The following is an 18,715-nucleotide window of genomic DNA, read 5'->3' as shown; positions in this document are numbered from 1 at the left end:
CTCTCCCCGCAGGTGGCGCCATCGGTCGCAGAGATCGTCGTGCGCCGCTCCTGTCCGCCTCAGGCGCGGAAGATAAAGTACACCGCGCCCAGCAGGCACAAGCCGGCCCATAGATAGTCGAGCTTCAGTGGCTGCTGCATGAAGTACACGCTGAACGGCACGAAGATCGCCAGTGTGATGACCTCCTGCATGATCTTCAGTTGCCCCACCGACATCACCGTGTAGCCGATGCGGTTGGCCGGCACCTGCAGCAGGTACTCGAACAGTGCGATGCCCCAGCTGACCAGCGCCGCGATGATCCACGGCTTGCTGTTCAGCGTCTTCAGGTGGCCGTACCAGGCGAAGGTCATGAACAGGTTGGAAAGACACAGCAGAAAAGCGGTTTGCAGCCAGACCGGCATGGCAGCGGCTCCAGTGGGGGACTGCGCCTGAGCCTAGTGGAGCGCCGCGCGACAGCCAAGGGGCGAGGAATTGATCAGGTTCATATTGCGCGGCGGCGCCGCTTTGCTGGTGTTGGGGATGCTGGGGTTCACCGGCTGGCAGGGCTGGCAATGGTGGCAGCAGCGGCCGGTGTGGGCGCAGCTGACGGTGGCGCCGGCCATGGCTGCGCCGCAGAGCTGGGAGCTGGATGGCTATCGCCTGGACTGGGACGGCGCCTCGTTTGCCCTGCGCGCGGGTGAGCATCCCGCGCAGACGTTGTGGCAGACCCGTGGCGGCTTCCTGGCTGCCGGCATCGGCCGGGTCGACGCCGAGGAGCATCGCGGTGCGATGTTCGTCCACGAACACCGAGAATTGCTGTGCCGCCAGCAACAGTTGGATGACGTACGGGCCGAGGCTGACAGGCTGCTGATCTCCGGCAAGCTGGACTGCGCCGACGGCCGCCAGACTGCCTACACCCTTGCCCTGCGTGCCGATGGCGAACGCGGCGTGGTGATGGACGTGAGCCTGTCCGAGCCAGCATTGAACCGTCTTTATCTGGCCTGGGCACGGGAGGCGGATGAGCAGTTCCACGGCTTCGGCGAGCAGTTCACCCGCTTCGACCTGAGCGGCCGGCGACTGCCGATCCTGGTGCAGGAACAGGGCGTTGGGCGCGGCCTGCAACCAATCACCCTGGCCGCGGACCTCAGCGCCCGTGCTGGCGGCGACTGGTGGACCACCTACGCGCCGGTGCCTTTCTATCTCACCTCGCGCCTGCACGGCTTCTTCAGCGAGGCGGCGGAGTACCAGGTCTTCGATCTGCGCGACGCGCAGCGGGTGGCGCTGGAGGTGCACGCCGGCAAGCTCCAGGCACACTTCTATAAAGGCAGCAGCCCCAAGGCGCTGATCGAGGCGCACACCTCGGTGGTCGGGCGCATGCCGCCGCTACCGGCCTGGACCCAGCAAGGTGCGATCCTCGGACTGCAGGGCGGCACCGAGCGGGTGCGCGGTATCGTCCAGCAGCTGGAGCAGGCGAAGGTGCCGCTGGCGGGTGTCTGGGTGCAGGACTGGGTCGGCCAGCGCAGCACCAGCTTCGGCAAGCAGCTGTGGTGGAACTGGGTACTGGATGGCGAGCGCTATCCGGGCTGGTCGGCTTTCAACGCCGAGCTGCGCGCCAAGGGCATCCGCAGCCTGGCCTATGTGAATCCCTTCCTGGTGGACACGGCGGAGAAGGGCGGGGCGACCCGCAATCTCTACCGCGAGGCCTTGGAAAAGGGCTACCTGACCGAGAATCAGCAGGGGCAGCCGTTGCTGTTGCAGAACACCAGCTTCAGCGCCGGCCTGGTCGACCTGACCAATCCCCAGGCAGCCGACTGGCTGCGCGGGGTGATGCGTCAGGAGATGCTTGGCGCGGGCTTCTCCGGCTGGATGGCGGACTTCGGCGAGGCGCTGCCCTACGAGGCGAAGCTGGCCTCGGGCGAATCGGCTGCGGCGCTGCACAACCGCTATCCGGAGTTGTGGGCGAAGCTCAACCGGCAACTGGTGGACGAGGAAGGCGCAGGGGATCTGCTGTTCTTCATGCGTTCCGCCTACAGCCGCAGCCCCGGCCTGACCACCAGTATGTGGCTGGGCGACCAGTTGGTGACCTGGGATGCCGACGACGGCCTGCATAGCGCGCTGCTGGGATTGCTGTCGGGCGGTGTGTCGGGATTCAGCCTCAATCACAGCGATACCGGCGGCTACACCACCATCAGCAACCCGCTGAAGAACTACCACCGCAGCGAGGAGCTGCTGCTGCGCTGGATGGAGTTCTCCGCCTTCACCAGCCTGCTGCGCACCCACGAGGGCAACCGACCGGACGACAACGTGCAGGCCTACAGCACCCCGGCCACTGTGGCGCAGTTGCAGCGCTTCGCCACGGTGTTCCGCGAGCTGGCGCCGTACCGTCAGCGCCTGATGGACGAGGCGACGCAGCACGGCTGGTCACTGGTGCGCCCGCTGTGGCTGGAGTTCCCCGCTGATCCGGCCAGCTTGGCGGAAACGCCGACGAGCTATATGCTCGGCGACCAATTTCTGGTGGCCCCGGCGCTGGAGCCCGGCGTGCAGCGTCTAACCGTGGCGTTGCCCGAGGGCCGCTGGGTGCATCTGTGGAGCGGCGCGACCTTCGAGGTTGCCGCCGGCGGGACGGTGGATGTCCCCGCGCCGATTGGCGAACCGGCAGTGTTTTACCGCGCCGGCTCCGCCGATGGCGAGCATCTGGTGGCGGCCCTGCGCAAGCAGGGGCTGCTGCGCTCCAGCCCATGATTTCCCTGTCGAGAGTTCATCCATGCAATGCCGTATCGGCTGTGGCGCCTGCTGCATAGCGCCGTCGATTTCCTCGCCCATCCCCGGCATGCCCGACGGCAAGCCGGCGGGTGTGCGCTGCGTGCAGCTGGATGAGCGCAATCTGTGCAAACTATTCGGCGACTCGCGGCGTCCAAAGGTCTGTGCGGCCTTCGATGCGGATGCCGATGCCTGTGGCAGCAGCAACGAGCAGGCCTTGCAGATACTCACCGAGTGGGAGCGCATCACCGCCGCCTGATGTGACTTGGAAGTCACGTTTTCGCGGTCCATACTGACGCCCCAACCCGCTCAAGACCGCGGATTGCGACGGGGCAACGGCCTGTGCCGGCCCCCACAAGATCAAGAATAAAGAGAGGTATGACGATGCGTGGTGTATTGCGTATGACCCTGCTGGCCACTGCCGTGATGGGCTTTGCCGGCACTGCCCTGGCGGATGACTGGAAGCTGGAGAAGGAAGACGACGGTGTCAAGGTCTTCCTCAGCCCTGTAGCAGGCTCCAAGTACAAGGCCTACCGTGGCGTCGTCGACATCAAGGCCGATGTGGCCAAGATCAACGCCCTGCAGGAAGACGTGGCCGGCTCCTGCAAGTGGATTCACGCCTGCGCCGAAATGCGCCTGCTGAAAACCGAAGGCGACAATTCCTGGACCTACTCGAAGATCGACATGCCGTGGCCGGTGACCGGTCGCGACGTGGTGATCCACGTGACTACCGAGAAGACCGCCGACGGCGGCCTGATCCGTCACCTGAAGGCCGAGCCGACGTACATCCCGGAAGAGAAGGGCGAAATCCGCGTGCCGAAGCTGATCGGCGAGTGGAAGCTGGTACCCAAGGGCGCCGGCGTGACCGAAGTTACCTACCAGGTGCAGACCGAGCCGGGCGGCAGCATCCCGTCGTGGCTGGCCAACAGCTTCGTGGTCGATGCGCCGATGAACACCCTGAAGGGCCTGCGCAGCGCTGCCGAGAAGTAGTAGACGCTGTCGTTGCCTGCCATGAAAAAGCCGCCTTCGGGCGGCTTTTTCGCTTCTGCAGAGGGCCGGGTTTCATGTAGGAGCGGAGCTTCTCCGCGAAATCCCTGCGCAGCCGGGACATGGGGCAGCCGGCCTGGCGGCCGGATCGCGGATAAGATCCGCTCCTACAACAGCCGGTCCGGCGCGGCGCTCGTTGTTTGGAGTGGGCAGGCGCTCTTCGTGGGAGCGAGCTTGCTCGCGAACCGCCGGAGCTATGTTGTCTGGTCAAGCGTAGGAGCGGACTCTGTCCGCGATTGATTGCAGCGCGCGGGCTGGCCTATCGCGGACGAAGTCCGCTCCTACGAAATGGTCGAACACCGCAGGCTGCAGGCAATAAAAAAGGCCGCCCGAAGGCGGCCTTTTCTCGTACGCCGTAGCGCTTAGCGGGCCTTGAGGTCCACGAAGTCGCGCTGGGTGGCGCCGGTGTAGAGCTGACGCGGACGGCCGATCTTGTACGGACCGGAGAGCATTTCCTGCCAGTGCGAGATCCAGCCCACGGTACGTGCCAGGGCGAAGATCACGGTGAACATGCTGGTCGGAATGCCGATGGCCTTCAGGATGATGCCGGAGTAGAAGTCCACGTTCGGATAGAGGTTGCGCTCCACGAAGTAGGGATCGTGGCGGGCGATTTCTTCCAGCTTCATGGCCAGTTCCAGTTGCGGGTCGTTGATGCCCAGCTCCTGGAGAACCTCGTCGCAGGTCTGTTTCATGACCTTGGCGCGCGGGTCGAAGTTCTTGTACACGCGGTGGCCGAAGCCCATCAGCTTGAACGGATCGTTCTTGTCCTTGGCCTTGGCCACGAACGCGTCGATGTTCGAAACGTCACCGATCTCGTCCAGCATGCGCAGAACGGCTTCGTTCGCACCGCCGTGAGCCGGTCCCCACAGGGCGGCGATGCCCGAGGCGATACAGGCGAACGGGTTGGCACCCGAGGAGCCCGCCAGGCGCACGGTGGAGGTGGAGGCGTTCTGCTCGTGGTCGGCGTGCAGGATGAAGATGCGGTCCATGGCCTTGGCCAGCACGGGGCTGATCGGCTTGGTCTCGCAAGGGGTGTTGAACATCATATGCAGGAAGTTTTCTGCATAGTTCAGGTCGTTGCGCGGGTACATCATCGGCTCGCCCTTGGAGTACTTGTACACCATGGCGGCGATGGTCGGCATCTTGGCGATCAGACGATGCGCCGAGACTTCCCGGTGCTTCGGATTATTGATGTCCAGGGAGTCGTGATAGAAGGCGGAGAGGGCACCGATCACGCCGCACATCACGGCCATCGGGTGCGCATCACGGCGGAAACCGTTGAAGAAGGTCTTCAGCTGCTCGTGAACCATGGTGTGGTTCTTGATGGTGCCGACGAACTTCTCTTTCTGCTCGGCAGTGGGCAGTTCGCCGTTGAGCAGCAGGTAGCAGGTTTCCAGGTAGTCGGACTTCTCGGCGAGTTGTTCGATCGGGTAGCCGCGGTGCAGCAGTACACCTTTATCACCATCGATGTAGGTGATCTTCGACTCGCAGGAGGCAGTGGACATGAAGCCGGGGTCGAAAGTGAAGTGACCCGTGGAGGTCAGGCCCCGCACGTCGACAACATCGGGACCCAGCGTGCCGGAGAGGACAGGCAGTTCGACGGGGGCAGCGCCCTCGATGATCAACTGCGCTTTTTTGTCAGCCATGATGGCCTCCTATTTATGCTTGAAATCATCTGTACGACCCCCCACGCAGGGCCCGCACCACTATAGAGAGATAAATCCGAATGTCAATTTGCACAATCGGAGAAGTTTGGCTCCTCCAAGCCCCTGTTTTGCCGGAAAAATTTGCCTGTTTACGCCTTTTATGGGGGTGCGGCAATTAGTCCTTAGGTGGAGGTCTTTCCGTTGTCATTAGGAACCTAACTGTCTATACTCGGCGACCAGCCGCCAAGGGCCGTCCGGCCTCGCTTGATGGGCGGTTGTCACTCCCGAAGGTGATGGGTACCTGACAAGTGCACCTCCCGACAACTAGCCCTGATTCATAGAAGGGCTCTCAGTGTGAAAAAAGCCGTGAATAGCAAACGACCCGTAAACCTAGACTTAAGGACCATCCAACTCCCTATCACTGCTTACACGTCGATTCTCCACCGCATCTCTGGCGTCATTCTGTTCGTGGGCATCGCAGTGCTGCTGTTTGCACTGGACCGTTCCCTCGCTTCGGAAGAAAGCTTCGAGCAGGTGAAGGCGTGTCTGACCCATCCGTTGGTCAAGCTTGTGATTTGGGGCCTGCTGTCTGCGCTGCTGTACCACCTGGTAGCCGGTATTCGTCACCTCGTCATGGACGCAGGCATTGGCGAAACACTGGAAGGCGGTAAGCGTGGTTCGAAAATCGTCATCGCTGTCGCAGTGGTGCTGATCGTTCTGGCGGGGGTATGGGTATGGTAACTAACGTCACTAACTTGTCGCGTTCGGGTCTCTATGACTGGATGGTCCAGCGCGTCTCCGCGGTCGTTCTCGCGGCTTATGTTCTCTTCCTGCTGGGCTTCCTGATCGCTCACCCGGGTATCACCTACACCGAGTGGCATGGTCTGTTCTCCCACAGCCTGATGAAGATCTTCAGCCTGTTGACGCTGGTTTCCCTGAGCGTGCACGCGTGGGTTGGTATGTGGACCATCACTACCGACTACCTGACTCCGATGGCGCTGGGCAAGTCCGCGACTGTCGTGCGTTTCCTCGTCCAGGCGGTATGCGGCATGGCCATGTTCGCATTCTTCGTCTGGGGTGTGCAGATTCTCTGGGGTAACTGATCCATGGCTAGCATTCGTACTCTTTCCTTCGACGCCATCATCGTTGGTGGTGGCGGCGCCGGCATGCGCGCAGCGCTGCAACTGGCCCAGGGCGGTCACAAGACTGCCGTGGTGACCAAGGTCTTCCCGACCCGTTCGCACACCGTATCCGCCCAGGGCGGCATCACCTGCGCCATCGCTTCGTCCGACCCGAACGATGATTGGCGCTGGCACATGTACGACACCGTCAAGGGCTCCGACTACATCGGTGACCAGGACGCTATCGAATACATGTGCTCCGTCGGCCCGGAAGCCGTGTTCGAACTGGAACACATGGGCCTGCCGTTCTCCCGTACCGAGCAGGGCCGCATCTACCAGCGTCCGTTCGGTGGCCAGTCCAAGGACTTCGGCAAGGGTGGCCAGGCTGCCCGTACCTGCGCCGCGGCTGACCGTACCGGTCACGCCCTGCTGCACACCCTCTATCAGGCCAACCTGAAGAGCGGCACTTCCTTCCTCAACGAGTGGTACGCCGTCGACCTGGTGAAGAACCAGGACGGTCATGTGGTTGGCGTCATCGCCATCGACATCGAAACCGGCGACACCGTTTATATCCGTTCCAAAGCCGTGGTCCTGGCCACTGGCGGTGCCGGCCGTATCTACGCCTCCACCACCAACGCCCTGATCAACACCGGTGACGGCATCGGTATGGCCCTGCGTGCTGGCGTGCCGGTGCAGGACATCGAGATGTGGCAGTTCCACCCGACCGGCATCGCCGGCGCTGGTGTACTGGTTACCGAAGGCTGCCGCGGTGAGGGTGGTTACCTGATCAACGCCCACGGCGAGCGCTTCATGGAGCGTTACGCTCCGAACGCGAAAGACCTGGCCGGCCGCGACGTGGTTGCCCGCTCCATGGTCAAGGAAGTGATCGCCGGCAACGGCGTGGGCCCGAACAAGGACCACGTACTGCTGAAGCTCGACCACCTCGGCGAAGAAGTTCTGCACAGCCGCCTGCCCGGCATCTGCGAACTGTCCAAGACCTTTGCCCACGTCGACCCGGTCGTCGCGCCGATCCCGGTTATCCCGACCTGCCACTACATGATGGGCGGCGTTGCCACCAACATCCATGGCCAGGCCCTGACCATGGACGCCAACGGCAACGAGCAGATCATCGAAGGCCTGTTCGCCGTCGGCGAAGTGGCTTGCGTATCGGTACACGGCGCCAACCGCCTGGGCGGCAACTCGCTGCTCGACCTGGTTGTGTTCGGTCGTGCCACCGGTCTGCACCTGGAGAAGGCGCTCAAGGACGGTATCGAGCACCGCCAGGCCTCCGAGTCCGACCTGGAATCCGCTTTCAAGCGCCTGAACGGCGTGAACGAGCGTACCAGCGGCGAAGAAGTCGCTCCGCTCAAGCGCGAGCTGCAATCCTGCATGCAGAACTACTTCGGTGTGTTCCGTACCGGCGAGTACATGCAGAAAGGTATCGCTCAGCTGGCTGATCTGCGTGAGCGTATCGCTGCGGTCAAGATCAACGACAAGAGCCAGGCATTCAACACGGCGCGTATCGAAGCGCTGGAACTGCAGAACCTCCTCGAAGTGGCTGAAGCCACTGCGATTGCGGCAGAAGCCCGCAAAGAGTCCCGCGGCGCGCATGCCCGTGAAGACTTCGAGGAGCGCGATGACGAGAACTGGCTGTGCCACACCCTGTACTTCCCGGGTGAGAAGCGTGTAGCCAAGCGTGCCGTCAACTTCGCGCCGAAAACTGTTCCGGCATTCGAACCCAAGGTTCGTACTTACTAAGGGTGCCCGCCATGTTGCAAGTGAGTGTTTACCGCTACAACCCTGAGAAGGACGCTGCACCTTACATGCAGGACTTCCAGGTCGATACCGACGGCAAGGACATCATGGTCCTGGACGTGCTGGCGCTGATCAAGGAACAGGACGAGGGCTTCTCCTACCGTCGTTCCTGCCGTGAAGGCGTCTGCGGCTCCGACGGCATGAACATGAATGGCAAGAACGGCCTGGCCTGCATCACCCCCCTGTCGGCCGTTGGCCTGAAGGGTGGCAAGCTGGTCATTCGCCCGCTGCCCGGCCTGCCGGTCATCCGTGACCTGGTCGTCGACATGCGCATCTTCTACAAGCAGTACGAGAGCGTGAAGCCGTTCCTGCAGAACAAATATGCAGCTCCGGCCATCGAACGTCTGCAGAGCCCGGAAGAGCGCGAAAAGCTGGACGGTCTGTACGAGTGCATCCTGTGCGCCTGCTGCTCGACCTCCTGCCCGTCGTTCTGGTGGAACCCCGACAAGTTCCTGGGTCCCGCCGCTCTGCTGCAGGCCTATCGTTTCCTGGCCGACAGCCGTGACACCGAAACTCAGGCGCGCCTGGCGAGCCTGGATGACCCGTTCAGCGTGTTCCGCTGCCGCGGGATCATGAACTGCGTGAACGTCTGCCCGAAGGGTCTGAACCCCACCAAGGCAATCGGTCACATCCGTAACATGCTGCTGCAAAGCGGCACTTGATCTGCGGGCCTTGCGCCCTCAGATCAATGCAAGAGCGACACCTGTGCCGCCGGAACATTGTCCGGCGGTACAGTCCCTAGGACCCAAGCCCACAAAGCGGGGGTCCTGTTTTGAAAACGTATATATGACCAGCAGGGGCATCCGGGCTGGTACCCGGACTATCTGCGGGGATCGGTGGCTTGAAGTCGCTGTGTATGACTTCGCGCCAGAGATTCCACAGGTGGAGTCCCCTTACCGAGGGTGACCAAGCATGCACGAAAGCGTAATGCAGCGGATGTGGAACAGTGCCCATCTATCCGGTGGAAACGCTGCCTACGTCGAAGAGCTCTACGAGCTCTACCTGCACGACCCGAACGCTGTGCCAGAAGAGTGGCGCACGTACTTCCAGAAGCTCCCCGCCGACGGCAATCCTGCCCCTGACGTTTCGCATTCCTCTATCCGTGATCATTTCGTACTTCTGGCCAAGAACCAGCGCCGCGCTGCGCCTGTTTCCGCTGGCAGCGTAAGCACCGAGCACGAGAAAAAGCAGGTTGAAGTCCTGCGTCTGATCCTGGCATACCGACTGCGTGGACATCAGGCAGCATCGCTCGATCCGCTGGGTCTCTGGGTACGTACCGCTCCCTCTGATCTGTCGCTCGAACACTACGGGCTCACCGCTGCAGACCTCGACACCACCTTCCGTACCGGTGAGCTTTACATCGGCAAGGAAGAGGCGACCCTGCGTGAAATCATCGACGCGCTGAAGCAGACCTACTGCAGCACCATCGGCGCCGAGTTCATGCACATCGTCGATTCCGAGCAGCGTCACTGGTTCGCCCAGCGCCTGGAAAGCGTCCGTGGCCGTCCGACGTACTCTGTCGACGCCCGTTCCCACCTGCTCGAGCGCCTCACCGCTGCCGAAGGCCTGGAAAAGTACCTGGGCACCAAGTACCCGGGCACCAAGCGTTTCGGCCTGGAAGGTGGCGAGAGCCTGATCCCGATGGTCGACGAGATCATCCAGCGCTCCGGCTCCTACGGCGTGAAGGAAATCGTCATCGGCATGGCCCACCGTGGCCGCCTGAACGTCCTGGTCAACACCCTGGGCAAGAACCCGCGCGAGCTGTTCGACGAGTTCGAAGGCAAGAAGCTGGTCGAGATGGGTTCCGGTGACGTGAAGTACCACCAGGGCTTCTCCTCCAACGTCATGACCACCGGCGGCGAAGTCCACCTCGCCCTGGCGTTCAACCCCTCGCACCTGGAAATCGTTTCCCCGGTGGTCGAGGGTTCGGTACGCGCCCGCCAGGACCGTCGTAAGGACGGCAGTGGCGACAAGGTCGTGCCGATCTCCATCCACGGCGATGCCGCCTTCGCGGGGCAGGGCGTGGTCATGGAAACCTTCCAGATGTCGCAGACCCGTGCTTACAAGACGGGCGGCACCATCCACATCGTGATCAACAACCAGGTCGGCTTCACCACCAGCCGTCAGGACGATGCTCGTTCCACCGAGTACGCGACTGACGTGGCGAAGATGATCCAGGCGCCGATCTTCCATGTGAATGGCGATGATCCGGAAGCGGTCCTGTTCGTGACCCAGCTGGCCATCGATTACCGCATGCAGTTCAAGCGTGACGTGGTCATCGACCTGGTCTGCTACCGTCGTCGCGGCCACAACGAGGCCGACGAGCCGAGCGGCACCCAGCCGCTGATGTACCAGCAGATCGCCAAGCAGCGCACTACCCGTGACCTGTATGCCGACGCGCTGATCGCCGCTGGCGTGCAGACCACCGAACAGGCCCAGGAGAAAGTCGACGAATACCGCGACGCTCTCGACAACGGCCTGCACGTGGTGAAGAGCCTGGTGAAGGAGCCCAACAAGGAGCTCTTCGTCGACTGGCGTCCGTACATCGGCCACGCCTGGACCGCGCGTCACGACACCCGTTGCGACCTGAAGACCCTGCAGGACCTGTCCAACAAGCTGCTGGAAACCCCGGACGGCTTCGTCATGCAGCGTCAGGTACAGAAGATCTACGAAGACCGCGCCAAGATGGCTGCCGGTGGCTTCCCGATCAACTGGGGCTTCGCCGAGAACCTGGCGTACGCCACCCTGCTGTTCGAAGGTCACCCGGTGCGCATGACCGGTCAGGACGTCGGCCGCGGCACCTTCTCGCACCGCCACGCGGCGCTGCACAACCAGAAGGACGACTCGGTCTACATCCCGCTGGCCAACCTGTTCGACGGCCAGCCGCGCGTCAGCCTGTACGACTCCTACCTCTCGGAAGAGGCCGTACTGGCGTTCGAATACGGCTACGCCACCACCACCCCGGATGCACTCGTGGTGTGGGAAGCGCAGTTCGGTGACTTCGCCAACGGTGCGCAGGTCGTGATCGACCAGTTCATCACCAGCGGCGAAACCAAGTGGCAACGCCTGTGTGGTCTGACCATGCTGCTGCCGCACGGTTACGAAGGCCAGGGTCCGGAGCACTCCTCCGCGCGTCTGGAGCGTTACCTGCAGCTGTGCGCGGAGCAGAACATCCAGGTCTGCGTGCCGACCACCCCGGCTCAGGTCTACCACATGCTGCGCCGTCAGGTGATCCGTCCGCTGCGCAAGCCGCTGATCGTGATGACGCCCAAGTCGCTGCTGCGTCACAAGCTGGCCATCTCCACCCTGGAAGATCTGGCCGACGGTTCGTTCCAGACTGTGATCAACGAGATCGACAGCCTGGATCCGAAGAAAGTCGACCGCATCGTGCTGTGCAGCGGCAAGGTCTACTACGACCTGCTGGAGAAGCGTCGTGCCGAAGGTCTCGAGAACATCGCGATCGTTCGTCTCGAGCAGCTGTATCCCTTCCCGGAAGACGATCTGGCCGAGGTACTGTCGCAGTACAAGAACCTCAAGCACATCGTCTGGTGCCAGGAAGAGCCGATGAACCAGGGCGCCTGGTTCTGCTCGCAGCACCACATGCGTCGTGTCATCGCCGCGCACAAGAAGGGTCTCAACCTGGAATACGCGGGCCGCGAAGGCTCGGCAGCTCCGGCTTGCGGCTACGCTTCGATGCACGCCGAGCAGCAGGAAAAACTGCTGCAGGACGCCTTCACCGTTTAACGCCAACGCGCAGTTGATACCGAATTTAAGGAAACACACATAATGGCTATCGAAATCAAAGCCCCAACCTTCCCGGAATCGGTTGCCGACGGCACCGTCGCAACCTGGCACAAGAAGGTCGGTGAAGCCGTCAAGCGTGACGATCTGATCGTCGACATCGAGACCGACAAGGTCGTGATCGAAGTACTGGCCGAGGCCGACGGCGTCCTGGCTGAGATCGTCAAGAACGAAGGCGACACCGTTCTTTCCAACGAGCTGCTGGGCAAGCTGAACGAAGGCGGTGCTGCCGCTGCCGCTCCGGCTGCTGCCTCGGCTCCGGCTGCCGCCCCGGCCGCCGCTGCTCCTGCCGCTGCCGCCGCTGGCGACGACAACATCCTCTCGCCGGCCGCCCGCAAGCTGGCCGAAGAGAATGGCATCGACCCGAACAGCCTGGCCGGCACCGGCAAGGGCGGTCGCGTGACCAAGGAAGACGTCGTAGCCGCCGTTGAAGCCAAGAAGAACGCCCCGGCTGCCGCTCCGGCCGCCAAGCCTGCAGCCCCGGCTGCCGCCGCTCCGGTGTTCGCCGCTGGCGACCGCGTCGAGAAGCGCGTACCGATGACCCGCCTGCGCGCCAAGGTTGCCGAGCGTCTGGTCGAAGCCCAGTCCTCCATGGCCATGCTGACTACCTTCAACGAAGTCAACATGAAGCCGATCATGGACCTGCGCAACAAGTACAAGGACCTGTTCGAGAAGAAGCACAATGGCGTGCGCCTGGGCTTCATGTCCTTCTTCGTCAAGGCCGCCACCGAAGCCCTCAAGCGCTTCCCGGGCGTCAACGCCTCGATCGACGGCAACGACATCGTCTACCACGGCTACCAGGACATCGGTGTGGCAGTTTCCAGCGACCGCGGTCTGGTCGTACCGGTACTGCGCAACGCCGAGTTCATGAGCCTGGCCGAGATCGAGAACGGCATCGCCACCTTCGGCAAGAAAGCCAAAGACGGCAAGCTGTCCATCGAAGACATGACCGGTGGTACTTTCACCATTTCCAACGGTGGCGTATTCGGTTCCCTGCTGTCGACTCCGATCGTCAACCCGCCGCAGACCGCCATCCTCGGCATGCACAAGATCCAGGAGCGCCCGATGGCCGTTAACGGTCAAGTGGTCATCCTGCCGATGATGTACCTGGCGCTGTCCTACGATCACCGCATGATCGATGGCAAGGAAGCGGTAAGCTTCCTGGTCACCATGAAGGATCTGCTGGAAGATCCGGCTCGCCTGCTGCTGGACGTCTGATTCGTCCATTAACACGACGGCCCCGTACTACACGACGGCCCCGCAAGGGGCCGTCCGCTTCACCGGAATAAGGATTGAGACATGAGCCAGAAATTCGACGTGGTTGTGATTGGTGCCGGCCCCGGCGGTTACGTAGCCGCCATCCGTGCCGCCCAGCTCGGCCTGAAGACCGCCTGCATCGAGAAGTACATCGGTAAAGAGGGCAAGGTTGCTCTCGGCGGTACCTGCCTGAACGTAGGCTGCATTCCGTCCAAGGCCCTTCTGGACAGCTCCTGGAAGTACAAGGAAGCCAAAGAAGGCTTCGACGTCCACGGTATCTCCACCGGCGGCGTGAAGATGGACGTTCCGGCGATGATCGGCCGCAAGGCCAACATCGTGAAGAACCTGACCGGCGGCATCGCCACCCTGTTCAAGGCCAACGGCGTGACCTCCTTCGAAGGCCACGGCAAGGTCCTCGCCAACAAGCAGATCGAAGTGACCGGTCTGGACGGCAAGACCCAGGTTCTGGAAGCCGACAACATCATCATCGCTTCGGGCTCGCGCCCGGTGGAAATCCCGCCGGCTCCGCTGACCGACGACGTGATCGTCGACTCCACCGGCGCCCTGGAATTCCAGAGCGTACCGAAGAAGCTCGGCGTGATCGGCGCTGGCGTCATCGGCCTGGAACTGGGTTCGGTCTGGGCTCGCCTGGGCGCTGAAGTCACCGTCCTGGAAGCCCTGGACAAGTTCCTCCCGGCTGCCGACGAGCAGATCGCCAAGGAAGCCCTGAAGGTCCTGACCAAGCAGGGTCTGAATATCCGCCTGGGCGCTCGCGTTACCGCTTCGGAAGTGAAGAAGAAGCAGGTTACCGTGACCTTCACCGACGCCAACGGCGAGCAGAAGGAAGTCTTCGACAAGCTGATCGTGGCCGTGGGCCGTCGCCCGGTGACCACCGACCTGCTGGCCGCCGACAGTGGCGTGACCCTGGACGAGCGTGGCTTCATCTTCGTCGACGACCACTGCAAGACCAGCGTTCCGGGCGTCTACGCCATCGGTGACGTGGTCCGTGGCGCCATGCTGGCGCACAAGGCCTCGGAAGAGGGCGTGATGGTTGCCGAGCGCATCGCCGGCCACAAGGCCCAGATGAACTACGACCTGATTCCGTCGGTGATCTACACCCACCCGGAAATCGCATGGGTCGGCAAGACCGAGCAGCAGCTCAAGGGTGAAGGCGTCGAAATCAACATCGGCACCTTCCCGTTCGCTGCCAGCGGCCGTGCCATGGCTGCCAACGACACCACCGGCCTGGTCAAGGTCATCGCCGATGCCAAGACCGACCGCGTACTGGGCGTCCACGTGATCGGCCCGAGCGCCGCCGAGCTGGTTCAGCAGGGCGCGATCGGCATGGAATTCGGCACCAGTGCCGAAGACCTGGGCATGATGGTCTTCTCCCACCCGACTCTGTCCGAAGCGCTGCACGAAGCGGCCCTGGCAGTGAATGGCCACGCCATCCACATCGCCAACCGCAAGAAGCGCTAAGGAACGGGACCACGGCGGGGAGGGCGGCAGTCTTTTGCGAGGGGCTGCCCCCGACCCGCCGGATCGATTGTCCCCCTGTGGGGACTCGGTCACAGGTGGCGTGGCGCCACGAGCGCCGCGCCTTATGCGCAATACCCAAGACGAAAACGGTAGACAAGCATGAATCTCCACGAATATCAGGGTAAGCAGCTGTTCGCTGAGTACGGCCTGCCCGTATCCAAGGGCTACGCCGTCGACACACCCGAAGAGGCCGCAGAAGCCTGTGAAAAGATCGGTGGTACCGAATGGGTCGTTAAGGCTCAGGTACACGCTGGCGGCCGCGGCAAAGCGGGCGGTGTGAAGCTGGTCAAGAGCAAAGAGGACGCCAAGGCGTTCGCCGCCAACTGGCTGGGCAAGCGTCTGGTGACTTACCAGACTGACGCCAACGGCCAGCCGGTCAGCAAGATCCTGGTGGAATCCTGCACCGACATCGACAAGGAGCTGTACCTCGGCGCCGTAGTCGACCGTTCCAGCCGTCGCATCGTCTTCATGGCCTCCACCGAAGGTGGCGTGGACATCGAGAAAGTGGCGCATGAAACCCCTGAGAAGATTCTCAAGGCGACCATCGATCCGCTGGTTGGCGCGCAGCCGTACCAGGGTCGTGAGCTGGCCTTCCAGCTGGGCCTGAAGGGCGACCAGATCAAGCAGTTCACCCACATCTTCGTGGGCCTGGCCAAGCTGTTCCAGGACTACGACCTGGCGCTGCTGGAAGTGAACCCGCTGGTGATCAAGAAAGACGGCAACCTGCACTGCCTGGACGCCAAGATCAACATCGACTCCAACGCCATGTACCGTCAGCCCAAGCTGCGCGCCATGCACGACCCGTCCCAGGACGACGCTCGTGAAGCCCATGCGCAGAAGTGGGAACTGAACTACGTCGCGCTGGAAGGCAACATCGGCTGCATGGTCAACGGCGCTGGCCTGGCCATGGGCACCATGGACATCGTCAACCTGCACGGCGGCAAGCCGGCCAACTTCCTCGACGTTGGCGGCGGTGCCACCAAAGAGCGCGTGACCGAAGCGTTCAAGATCATCCTGTCCGACAGCAACGTCGCTGCCGTTCTGGTGAACATCTTCGGCGGCATCGTTCGCTGCGACATGATTGCCGAAGGCATCATCGGCGCCGTGAAAGAAGTCGGCGTGAAAATCCCGGTTGTCGTTCGTCTGGAAGGCAACAACGCCGACCTCGGCGCCAAGGTCCTGGCCGAAAGCGGTCTGAACATCATCGCGGCGACCAGCCTGACCGACGCTGCCCAGCAAGTCGTCAAGGCCGCGGAGGGTAAGTAATGAGCGTCCTGATCAATAAAGACACCAAAGTCATCTGCCAGGGCTTCACCGGCTCGCAGGGTACCTTCCACTCCGAACAAGCCATCGCCTACGGCACCAAGATGGTTGGCGGCGTGACCCCCGGCAAGGGCGGCACCACCCACCTGGGCCTGCCGGTGTTCAACACCGTCAAGGAAGCCGTGGAAGCTACCGGCGCTGACGCTTCGGTCATCTACGTTCCGGCTCCGTTCTGCAAGGACTCGATCCTGGAAGCGGCCTTCGGCGGCATCAAGCTGATCGTCTGCATCACCGAAGGCATTCCGACCATCGACATGCTGGAAGCCAAGGTCAAGTGCGACGAGCTGGGCGTTCGCCTGATCGGCCCGAACTGCCCGGGCGTGATCACTCCCGGCGAGTGCAAGATCGGCATCATGCCGGGTCACATCCACCTGCCGGGCAAGGTAGGCATCGTGTCGCGTTCCGGCACCCTGACCTACGAAGCCGTTAAGCAGACCACCGACGCCGGCTTCGGCCAGTCCACCTGCGTGGGCATCGGTGGTGACCCGATTCCGGGCTCCAACTTCATCGACATCCTGAAGCTGTTCCAGGAAGACCCGAAAACCGAAGCCATCGTCATGATCGGCGAAATCGGTGGTTCGGCCGAAGAAGAAGCGGCTGCCTACATCAAGGCCAACGTGACCAAGCCGGTGGTGTCCTACATCGCTGGTGTTACCGCACCGCCCGGCAAGCGCATGGGCCACGCCGGCGCCATCATCTCCGGCGGCAAGGGCACTGCGGACGAGAAGTTCGCCGCCCTGCAGGACGCTGGTGTGAAAACCGTGCGTTCCCTGGCTGACATCGGCAAGGCCCTGGCCGAGCTGACCGGCTGGCCGGTCAAGTAAGCGCCTCGCTTATTTAACCGCCCGTCAACAGAGGCCACCTTCGGGTGGCCTCTGTCGTTATGGCCGCGTCTACAAAGTGTCGTTCAGGCGACACCCGCTTTCATTCCGCGGACGATCTGACGTATGTCAGTGCAGCTCATCGGAATAGATCGTTAGGCTAGCAACTATATGAAGCGTCGCGTTCCCCACAAGGGAAGGCTCGCTCACCGTCCATTCCTACCCGGAAGCGACGGCGATTCCTGACCGGCAAGGATGTCGGGATAACCAGAATGCAGGAGCAACCGGGCCACGAGCCCATGGAAAACCTCTGCTATCGGACTTCCAAGAACAAATCACCGTACCGATGACAGCAGCATCACAGGATGCCCAGGCTCACCCCGCGTGAGTTGGCCAATCCCGTTCGATGCGGCTTTGTCACGTCTGTACGGTCGAGGTGCCTTGGGAGACCACGAAACCGTTTCAGCACTGTGGTATTTCCCCTCATGAAAGTCTTGAAAGGCCAGGACGTCCTGGCACTTGGTTTTATGACCTTCGCGCTGTTCGTTGGCGCGGGCAACATCATCTTCCCGCCGATCGTGGGTCTGCAGTCGGGGCCGCACGTGTGGATGGCCGCGCTGGGTTTCCTGATCACCGCGGTCGGCCTGCCGGTGATCACCGTCGTCGCCCTGGCCAAGGTCGGTGGTGCGATGGACACCCTGAGCCACCCCATCGGCAAGGTCGCCGGCGGGCTGCTGGCGGCTGTCTGCTACCTGTCTGTCGGGCCGCTGTTCGCCACCCCGCGCACCGCCACCGTATCCTTCGAAGTGGGCCTGGCGCCGCTGACCGGTGAAGGCGCGCTGCCGCTGTTCCTCTACAGCCTGGTGTACTTCTCGGTGGTGCTGGTTATCTCGCTGTATCCGGGCAAGCTGCTCGATACCGTTGGCCGCTTCCTCGCCCCGCTGAAGATCATCGCCCTGGCCGCGCTGGGCATCGCCGCCTTCATGCTGCCGGCCGGCCCCATCGGCGTCGCCGAACCGGCCTACCAGGCTGCTGCGTTCTCCCAGGGCTTCGTAAATGGCTACCTGACCATGGACACCCTCGGTGCGCTGGTCTTCGGCATCGTCATCGTCAACGCGATCCGCTCCCGTGGCGTCGACTCGCCGCGGCTGATCACCCGCTACGCCATCATCGCCGGCCTGATCGCCGGGGTCGGTCTGGCGCTGGTGTACATCAGCCTGTTCCGCCTCGGCTCGGGCAGCCATGACATCGCCGCCGGTGCGGCCAACGGCGCCGCGGTCCTGCACGCCTATGTGCAGCACACCTTCGGCTCGCTGGGCAGCACCTTCCTCGCCGTGCTCATCGCGCTGGCCTGCCTGGTCACCGCCGTAGGCCTGACCTGCGCCTGCGCCGAGTACTTCTGCCGCATCGTGCCGCTGTCGTACCGCAGCCTGGTGGTGATCCTCGCCGGCTTCTCGCTGCTGGTATCGAACCTGGGCCTGACCAAGCTCATCCAGTTCTCGATCCCGGTACTGACCGCCATCTACCCGCCGTGCATCGTGCTGGTGGCGCTGAGCTTCTGCGCCAGCCTGTGGCGTTCGCAGACCCGCATTGTCGCCCCGGTGAT

15 protein-coding genes are annotated in these 18,715 nt (G+C 62.7%); 13 read left to right on the top strand and 2 right to left on the bottom strand.

All coding sequences use genetic code 11. The annotated features are described in order from the left end of the window. Window positions 1-59 precede the first annotated feature (59 nt). The gene (locus QO207_RS20965; protein WP_301534231.1) at window positions 60-401 is read right to left on the bottom strand and encodes a DMT family protein; all 342 of its coding nucleotides are present in this window, start codon (window positions 399-401) and stop codon (window positions 60-62) included. Between the two features lie 118 nt (window positions 402-519). Here QO207_RS20965 and QO207_RS20960 point away from each other — a divergent pair, with 118 nt between their 5' ends. From QO207_RS20960 to QO207_RS20950, 3 genes are all read left to right on the top strand, one after another. Continuing rightward, entirely contained in the window at window positions 520-2,721 is a 2,202-nt protein-coding gene (locus QO207_RS20960; RefSeq protein WP_301534230.1) for an alpha-glucosidase, read from the top strand. Window positions 2,722-2,743: 22 nt separating this feature from the next. Continuing rightward, window positions 2,744-2,998: a YkgJ family cysteine cluster protein gene (locus tag QO207_RS20955; protein ID WP_054907940.1), complete on the top strand. Its 255-nt coding sequence runs from the start codon at window positions 2,744-2,746 to the stop codon at window positions 2,996-2,998. Between the two features lie 125 nt (window positions 2,999-3,123). Then, window positions 3,124-3,729, top strand: coding sequence for an START domain-containing protein (locus tag QO207_RS20950; RefSeq protein ID WP_024765475.1), 606 nt, complete (start codon window positions 3,124-3,126; stop codon window positions 3,727-3,729). A gap of 419 nt (window positions 3,730-4,148) precedes the next feature. Here QO207_RS20950 and gltA read toward each other — a convergent pair whose 3' ends face one another. Continuing rightward, window positions 4,149-5,432: a citrate synthase gene (gltA, locus tag QO207_RS20945; protein WP_184594752.1), complete on the bottom strand. Its 1,284-nt coding sequence runs from the start codon at window positions 5,430-5,432 to the stop codon at window positions 4,149-4,151. A gap of 354 nt (window positions 5,433-5,786) precedes the next feature. Here gltA and sdhC point away from each other — a divergent pair, with 354 nt between their 5' ends. The 10 genes from sdhC to brnQ form a co-directional block, all read left to right on the top strand. Continuing rightward, window positions 5,787-6,173, top strand: coding sequence for a succinate dehydrogenase, cytochrome b556 subunit (gene sdhC, locus QO207_RS20940; RefSeq protein ID WP_167523168.1), 387 nt, complete (start codon window positions 5,787-5,789; stop codon window positions 6,171-6,173). Continuing rightward, a complete protein-coding gene (sdhD, locus tag QO207_RS20935; protein WP_081517058.1) occupies window positions 6,167-6,535 on the top strand; it encodes a succinate dehydrogenase, hydrophobic membrane anchor protein in 369 nt (122 codons plus the stop codon). The genes sdhC and sdhD overlap by 7 nt, the downstream gene beginning before the upstream one ends. Before the next feature lie 3 nt (window positions 6,536-6,538). Beyond that, on the top strand, window positions 6,539-8,311 hold the full coding sequence (sdhA, locus tag QO207_RS20930) for a succinate dehydrogenase flavoprotein subunit (protein ID WP_138216625.1): 1,773 nt from the start codon (window positions 6,539-6,541) through the stop codon (window positions 8,309-8,311). An 11-nt stretch (window positions 8,312-8,322) separates the two neighbouring features. Next, window positions 8,323-9,030 (top strand): succinate dehydrogenase iron-sulfur subunit, encoded by a 708-nt coding sequence (locus QO207_RS20925; RefSeq protein ID WP_045208028.1) that lies wholly within the window; start codon window positions 8,323-8,325, stop codon window positions 9,028-9,030. Between the two features lie 250 nt (window positions 9,031-9,280). Beyond that, the gene (locus QO207_RS20920; RefSeq protein ID WP_301534229.1) at window positions 9,281-12,112 is read left to right on the top strand and encodes a 2-oxoglutarate dehydrogenase E1 component; all 2,832 of its coding nucleotides are present in this window, start codon (window positions 9,281-9,283) and stop codon (window positions 12,110-12,112) included. 42 nt (window positions 12,113-12,154) lie between these two features. Beyond that, entirely contained in the window at window positions 12,155-13,387 is a 1,233-nt protein-coding gene (odhB, locus tag QO207_RS20915; RefSeq protein ID WP_301534228.1) for a 2-oxoglutarate dehydrogenase complex dihydrolipoyllysine-residue succinyltransferase, read from the top strand. Window positions 13,388-13,468: 81 nt separating this feature from the next. After that, entirely contained in the window at window positions 13,469-14,905 is a 1,437-nt protein-coding gene (gene lpdA / locus QO207_RS20910) for a dihydrolipoyl dehydrogenase (protein ID WP_301534227.1), read from the top strand. Window positions 14,906-15,064: 159 nt separating this feature from the next. After that, the gene (gene sucC, locus QO207_RS20905; protein ID WP_296290622.1) at window positions 15,065-16,231 is read left to right on the top strand and encodes an ADP-forming succinate--CoA ligase subunit beta; all 1,167 of its coding nucleotides are present in this window, start codon (window positions 15,065-15,067) and stop codon (window positions 16,229-16,231) included. Further along, window positions 16,231-17,112 (top strand): succinate--CoA ligase subunit alpha, encoded by an 882-nt coding sequence (gene sucD, locus QO207_RS20900; protein WP_038803160.1) that lies wholly within the window; start codon window positions 16,231-16,233, stop codon window positions 17,110-17,112. The genes sucC and sucD overlap by 1 nt, the downstream gene beginning before the upstream one ends. 482 nt (window positions 17,113-17,594) lie before the next feature. Then, window positions 17,595-18,715 (top strand): branched-chain amino acid transport system II carrier protein (brnQ, locus tag QO207_RS20895; RefSeq protein WP_301534226.1); only part of this gene is annotated, 1,121 nt, incomplete at its 3' end.

Origin of the sequence: Pseudomonas sp. CAN1, from assembly GCF_030462585.1 — a bacterium.
Taxonomy (GTDB): Bacteria; Pseudomonadota; Gammaproteobacteria; order Pseudomonadales; family Pseudomonadaceae; genus Pseudomonas.
Note: the sequence above shows the minus strand (reverse complement) of the source record. Positions and strands in the feature narration are given on the sequence as shown.